At 40.0% G+C, this 6,623-nt stretch carries 7 protein-coding genes; 4 read left to right on the forward strand and 3 right to left on the reverse strand.

Features of this window, described 5'->3' with window-relative positions:
- Positions 1 to 3: 3 nt before the first annotated feature.
- From GHD25_RS19110 to perR, 3 genes are all read left to right on the forward strand, one after another.
- Positions 4 to 951, forward strand: coding sequence for a D-2-hydroxyacid dehydrogenase (locus tag GHD25_RS19110; RefSeq protein ID WP_240452440.1), 948 nt, complete (start codon positions 4 to 6; stop codon positions 949 to 951).
- Positions 952 to 953: 2 nt separating this feature from the next.
- Positions 954 to 1,508: a cob(I)yrinic acid a,c-diamide adenosyltransferase gene (locus tag GHD25_RS19115; RefSeq protein WP_164219879.1), complete on the forward strand. Its 555-nt coding sequence runs from the start codon at positions 954 to 956 to the stop codon at positions 1,506 to 1,508.
- A gap of 367 nt (positions 1,509 to 1,875) precedes the next feature.
- Entirely contained in the window at positions 1,876 to 2,319 is a 444-nt protein-coding gene (gene perR / locus GHD25_RS19120; protein ID WP_164219881.1) for a peroxide-responsive transcriptional repressor PerR, read from the forward strand.
- A 29-nt stretch (positions 2,320 to 2,348) separates the two neighbouring features.
- On the opposite strand, the gene pabB is transcribed toward perR, so the two are convergent.
- From pabB to GHD25_RS19135, 3 genes are all read right to left on the reverse strand, one after another.
- Positions 2,349 to 4,097 carry an aminodeoxychorismate synthase component I gene (pabB, locus tag GHD25_RS19125; protein WP_164219883.1) on the reverse strand — a complete coding sequence of 583 codons (1,749 nt, stop codon included), beginning with the start codon at positions 4,095 to 4,097 and terminating at the stop codon, positions 2,349 to 2,351.
- Complete coding sequence (locus tag GHD25_RS19130) at positions 4,075 to 4,674, reverse strand: anthranilate synthase component II (RefSeq protein ID WP_164219885.1); 600 nt, start codon at positions 4,672 to 4,674, stop codon at positions 4,075 to 4,077. The genes pabB and GHD25_RS19130 overlap by 23 nt, the downstream gene beginning before the upstream one ends.
- A gap of 153 nt (positions 4,675 to 4,827) precedes the next feature.
- Positions 4,828 to 5,211 carry a DUF2614 family zinc ribbon-containing protein gene (locus tag GHD25_RS19135; protein ID WP_164219887.1) on the reverse strand — a complete coding sequence of 128 codons (384 nt, stop codon included), beginning with the start codon at positions 5,209 to 5,211 and terminating at the stop codon, positions 4,828 to 4,830.
- Positions 5,212 to 5,338: 127 nt separating this feature from the next.
- On the opposite strand from GHD25_RS19135, the gene GHD25_RS19140 reads away from it, so the two are divergent.
- Positions 5,339 to 6,217, forward strand: a complete 879-nt coding sequence (locus GHD25_RS19140) for a nucleotidyltransferase-like protein (protein WP_164219889.1) — start codon at positions 5,339 to 5,341, stop codon at positions 6,215 to 6,217.
- The last annotated feature ends 406 nt before the right edge of the window (positions 6,218 to 6,623 follow it).

Genomic DNA, 6,623 nt, shown 5'->3' on the forward strand with positions numbered 1-6,623 from the left:
ATCGTGATTCTTTTTTCCGCAAAAATTTCTCAAAAGCATAAGGATGCTTTGTTGGAAAAATATCCGGATCAGTCATTTATATTCTCTGATAACATGAATACAGCCAAAGCATATTTACAGGAAGCGGAAATTCTTGTTACGTATGGCGAGGATCTTCATGCTGATTTAATAAAAAGAGCAGACAAGCTGAAATGGATTATGGTGATTTCCGCGGGGATGGAAAAAATGCCGTTTAAAGAAATCAGGGAAAGAGGAATATACGTGACAAATGCACGCGGTATTCATAAAACACCAATGGCCGAGTATGCGATCTCCATGCTGCTGCAGGTTCTTCGAGAGACAAAGACATTATTGAATAATCAAAAGGAACATATTTGGGATCGCACCGTACGTATGCAGGAATTGAAAGGGAGGACAATGCTTATCTTGGGGACGGGAGCAATCGGCCAGGAGGTGGCACGTCTTGCCCAGGCCTTTGGTGTTACGACAGTGGGCGTTTCCAGGAGCGGCAAACCAGTCACTCACTTTGATGAAAATCACCAGACAAAGGATTTGGAAAGTCTCCTTCCGCATGCAGACCTCGTCGTTGCTGTACTGCCAAGCACAAAGGAAACGAAGGGACTGTTTACGTATGATTATTTCGAGCAGCTGCCAAACCACAGTATTTTTCTCAATATGGGCAGAGGGGATCTTGTGAAAAAGGAAGATCTATTAAAAGCTGTACAAAATAATGAAATTGCCCATGCTGTATTGGATGTATTTGAAGAAGAACCGCTGCCCGCAGAGCACCCTTTTTGGAAGGAAGAGAATATAACGATAACACCTCATTTATCAGGAAAGTCCAGGCATTATGTAAGGCGGGCATTAGCTATTTTTGATGAGAACCTGCAAATTTATCAATCAGGAAAAGATGATTTTGTTAATAAAATAGATGTATCGAGGGGGTATTAATCATGGCAAGAATATATACACGGTCAGGAGATAAAGGGCAAACATCCCTTGTTTATGGCAGAAGGGTTGCAAAAAATGATATACGTGTGGAAGCGTACGGAACCTGTGATGAAACAAACTCCATGATTGGCTGGGGGCTCAGCTTCTTGGAAAATGAGGATTTTGAAGGCAAGGATAATTTTATCGAAAAATTGCACCGGGTACAGACAATCTTATTTCACGTGGGCGCAGAGCTTGCGACACCAACTGATAAAGAGGTAGCCTGGAAGCTGAAGGAAGCACATATTGATGAATTGGAAAAACAGATTGACGAGTGGCAGCAGGAACTTGAACCATTGAAACAATTTATTCTGCCATCAGGCCATAGCGCTTCAAGTGCCCTGCATGCTGCCAGAACTACTGCAAGAAGGGCAGAACGGACGGCAATTGGGGTGGAAGACGTGAATCCGCTGGTTGTCTCTTACTTAAACAGGCTGTCCGACTTTTTATTCGTTGCAGCCAGATTTGTAAATAAGCAGCTTGGCGGGAAAGAACGGCCGCTTATAACGGATATTTAAGAATTGTTGGGTACCGGGAAATTTTTTTACGAAAGTCGATCGATTACAAGTGGTGGTCGATCGACTTTTCATAAATAACGATTGATTTTCCGTTACTCTCGATCGGCTGCAGATGATGGCCGGTCGATTTCTATGAGTGTTGAATTGCTTACCATGAATGCGGTGAACGCCATTTGCCTCGTGTAGGCAGGAGACACGAAGTTTCGGTAGAATTCCCGGTTTTCATATCTTTATCGCTGTTCTCTCTTTAATCGTATAATATTATTTATTTGACATAAATCACATATAGAGCGTAAACTATTTATAAAGATTATAAATTAATAATTTTATTGATTTAGTATAAATATCGGAAGTGAGGTGGATGACGATGTCTGAAAAGCGCTTACAGGAAGCCATGGACACATTAAAAGAATCAGGCGTCCGGATTACACCACAGCGCCATGCGGTGCTTGAATACCTTTTAAATTCTATGGTTCATCCAACAGCCGATGAGATTTACAAGGCTCTGGAAGGAAAATTCCCGAATATGAGTGTTGCAACAGTATATAATAATTTACGCGTATTGCGTGAAATCGGACTTGTTAGAGAATTGACTTATGGAGATTCATCCAGCCGGTTTGATTGCAATACAGAAGACCATTATCATATTATTTGTGATTCATGCGGCAAAATTGTTGATTTTCACTATCCTTCTTTGGATGAAGTGGAATCATTGGCCGAACAAGTAACAGGGTTTGATGTAAGTCATCATCGAATGGAAGTCTACGGGAAATGTGAAAACTGCCAGACTGCAGCAGCTCCACAGCAATAATTATATGTTTATCAAAAAATCCAAATGTCTCACACATTTGGATTTTTATATTTGAATTCCACAGGTATCCATTTTCTTACGCTGTTAATAAACCACACATTTGAGCATTTCGGAAGCAGATCCACTTTAATGATTTTTTCCTTGATGATTCCTTTCCTTAATAAATATTTTCTAAAGGTGCCATCCAACAAACCGCAGGAAACAGGCGGAGTAAAGAGCTCTCCATTCAATTCAACGACGACATTTCCCATTGTAAACTCGGTTAATTCCTCATCCTCATTCCATAACAGTACATCAAAAATATCCTTATATTCCTGCAGTTTTTCCTTGTATACTTCCCTGTTCGTTGTTTTATGATAAAGAAAAATATCATTTTTATCGACCGGCGTTTTGGCGAGGGCGATTTTTACCGAAGTATCCATCGGCGAAATTTCCTGAGCCTCTATTTTTATCTCTCCATTCCTGGACAGCAGCAGGCGTAATTTCCAATTCCCGCCGTTCAGTTTCTGTTTATAATCAAGCAGTTCCTTCTTTATTTTTCCTATATCGGCGGGAAAATGAAAGTAGGAAGCAGATTGTTCAAGCCTTTCCATATGTTCGTGTAAAACAACGAACTCTCCATCAAGGCAGCCGATCGTTTCCAATAAATAAAAATCCGGATGCTTTCCCTGCAGTACTTTTGCTTTTGTCAATATTTCCTCATACTCCTCCCGTTTATCGGAATGCCAGGTAATACCGCCTCCAACACCATATTGAGCAATATTTGTATTATGGTCGATCATGACGGTTCGGATGGGGACGTTGAATATTGCTTCCTGATCCGGTGTAATGAACCCGATTGCACCGCAATATACTTCGCGCGGATCTTTTTCCAGTTCATGAATAATATTCATCGTACTTATTTTCGGAGCACCAGTAATGGAGCCGCAAGGAAATAAAGCTTTGAAAATAGCAGCTAAATCTATTTCCTCAGGTATTCCTGCAGTTACGGTAGATGTCATTTGATAGACGGTTGGATATCTTTCGATGGAAAAAAGCTTTGGCACCTGTACGGTTCCGGCATCTGCAATCATACCCAGGTCATTTCTGAGTAAATCTACAATCATTACATTTTCCGCCCGATTTTTCTCCGAATGATATAGCCATGCTGCTTTTTCCTTGTCTTCCTGAGGATTCATGCCTCTTGCTGCTGTTCCTTTCATTGGTTTGGCAGTCAGTTTTCCATTCTTTAAATGAAAAAACAATTCGGGGGACACGGATAGTATGGAAAAATCATCTATATGAAGGTAGGCACTGTAATTGGCTGACTGATTTTTCGCCAGCTGATTATAATACGATTTCGAATCTCCACTGAAATTGGACTGCATGCGAATCGTGTAATTCACCTGGTAACTATCCCCTGCTTCAATTGCTTCTTTAATAACATTGATATTCCGGCAGTATTCATCCATGCCGGTTTGCGGGACCCAGTCTGTCGCATGGAACTTTTTTTCTATGTCATTTTCCTCCGGCGCAGGCTGGTCGAAAATACCAAACCATAGAAGCGGCATACGATGATTTGTATGTACTTGAAACGCTTGATCGAATGCAGGGGCTGCTTCATAGGAAAGATAACCGGCAGCATAATAACCTTTATTAACGGCATCCTGTACTTTTTCCAGGGCATGGATGACTTCATTTGTTGTGGCAGCAGTAATAATGTTTCCCGGATTATTAAATAATAATGGCTTCTTATTACCTTGATCATCAGCAAAATCAAATTGAAGCTTCGGATACACTTTTAATTACCCCTCTCCCAGCAAAGAAATTATGTAACAAATCAAGCCCATGTTCTGTTAGAATAGCTTCCGGATGGGCTTGAATACCTTCAACAGGGCAAATTTTGTGCCGTATTCCCATGATTTCTCCATCGGCCGAAACGGCACTGATTTCAAGACAGTCAGGCAGTGTTTTTCGATCAACAATCAGCGAATGATATCTTGTTACAGACAGAGGGTTTTTAACGGATTGAAAAATTCCCTTGCAGTCATGTCGAATGAGGGAAACCATACCGTGTATTGGCTGTTTGGCTTTAATGATGTTCGCACCAAAATATTGAGCAATTATTTGATGGCCAAGACACACGCCAAGTATCGGAATGCTGCGATGAAAATGCTCAACCACCTTTAAACTTATACCGGCGTTATCCGGATTCCCGGGACCTGGCGATAGCAGAATATGAGTTGGCTTTATTTGTTTGATTTCTTCTATCGTAATATCTGCATTTCTTTTTACCAATACTTCCAGATCCAATTGCCAGATATACTGGACGAGGTTATATGTAAAGGAATCATAATTGTCGATAACCAAAATCATTTCTATACCTCTTTTCAAACAGGATTGAAAGCAATTATAACTGTCATAAAATAACCCATATGAATATGAAAAAGTCATTAAAAAAATCCGTACTGAAATAATACGGATTTCTTGTTGACAAAGAAGAAGCGTTAATCAGGAGCTGATCCGATTTTATTGCTTCTCTTTTTTCTTCTTCTCCCTGGTGTAACGCCGTGTATTATATTTTTCATCAAATTCCTTGCCTTCCAGATCTTTATCAAGTGTCAGCGGCTGCTTGCAATGCATGCAGGCATCGACGCGGCCAAGCATTTTAGTCGGCTTTTCACAGCTTGGACAGACGATGGGGACAGCTTTAAGAGAGAGCGTGCCAATAAATAGGTAAACAACACAGCTGAGCAATACCATCAGGACGCCGAGTGCAAAGAATGTAAACATCAGCCAATCTGTCCCGCGGCTTAACAGTCCGCCATACATCAGCAGGATCCCGCCAAAAATCAATAACAGGGCAAAGGTTCTTATTTTGTTTATTTTACTGGAATAAACTAATTGTGCCATGCTGGTCCTCCTTCAATATTTCACTATGTAGTATATCATATTTTTATTAAAATTTTGTTACAGAAACAGGATTTCATCTAATTGTAACGAAATATATTAAAGACAAATGATTTGGAGGAGATCTAGGATGGATCAACATCTTCAGCCTTTATATAGAGATTATGCAAATGATTTAAACACAATGGGTATTTTAATGATGGAAAAAACAGAACCGAATAGTCCGGTTACCGATGGCTTTGATATTATCCTTTTAATTATCGTAAAAAATACTAATAAAACCTGGAATGCCAAGCATTTTGAAACTGACGGGAAATCCGTGGCACTGCATGTTGTAAATGAAGGAACACTGATGAACTGGATTGATACGAGCGGATACCGCCGTGCGGTGGAATGGATCATATACGGAAAGGTATTGCTCGATAATGGTGGGTATATCTTTAAGTTGAAAAATGAGCTGAGAGATTTTCCCGTTCATAAAAGAGAACTGCGAAAGACAATCGAGTTTGGCAAGCTTGTCAAAAGCTATAATGAAGCGAAATATTTATTTGAATTGGGGGAAACGAAAGATGCGTACAGTAAAATCCTGTATTCACTTCATTATCTGGCAAGACTGGCGGTAATAGAAGAAGGGTATTATCCGGAAGTGACGGTATGGAGACAGTTAAGGCAGATTGATATGGAAGTATACAAACTATATGAGGAGTTTATTAACAGTAAGGAAGACATGGAAAAACGTATCCAGCTTATGCTGATTGCAATGGATTTTATTATCAGCTCCAGATCGGAGGATTCGGTAAGGCATCTATTGAATATTATGCGAACAAGGGATAATGCATGGTCATATTCGGAGTTAAAGTCCATGCCAATGGTGGATCCATACTCACTGGATCTGTCGGCCATCTTTTCTTATTTACTGGATAAAAAAATTATCCGATCAGTAAAAGAGGAAATGAAGGATCCCGGCTTTTATGAGCAAAAATATGCACCTAGCGGGCAGGAACATTAAAGCTGGTTTTTGCATACTTACTATATAGTGGATTTGACCGGGGGATTATTATATGGAAAATCCCCCGTTTAATCGGACGTTTTAACAACGGATCTATAAATAAACAGTAAATTGCAGACGCGGACTCCAGTGCGATTAACGCTTTATTTTTACCATTGACTTTGCGGTAGAACCATGTTAAAGTTAAATTCGTCGCAAAAAACGGCGACATGAATTACCGACAGGAAACAGAATATTTTTCTTGACATCCAGCCGGTGATCATGGTATTGTTAAAGAGTCGCCAATTTGAGCAGATGAAATTGGAAACAAAGAATGTGTTGACATGAACTGCTTAAGGTGATATAATATAATCTTGTCGCAAAACAAGCGACAATGATAAATTTGCTCTTTGAAAACTGAACAAAA

This window comes from Virgibacillus aidingensis (genome assembly GCF_010994035.1).
Classification (GTDB): Bacteria; Bacillota; Bacilli; order Bacillales; family Amphibacillaceae; genus Virgibacillus_N.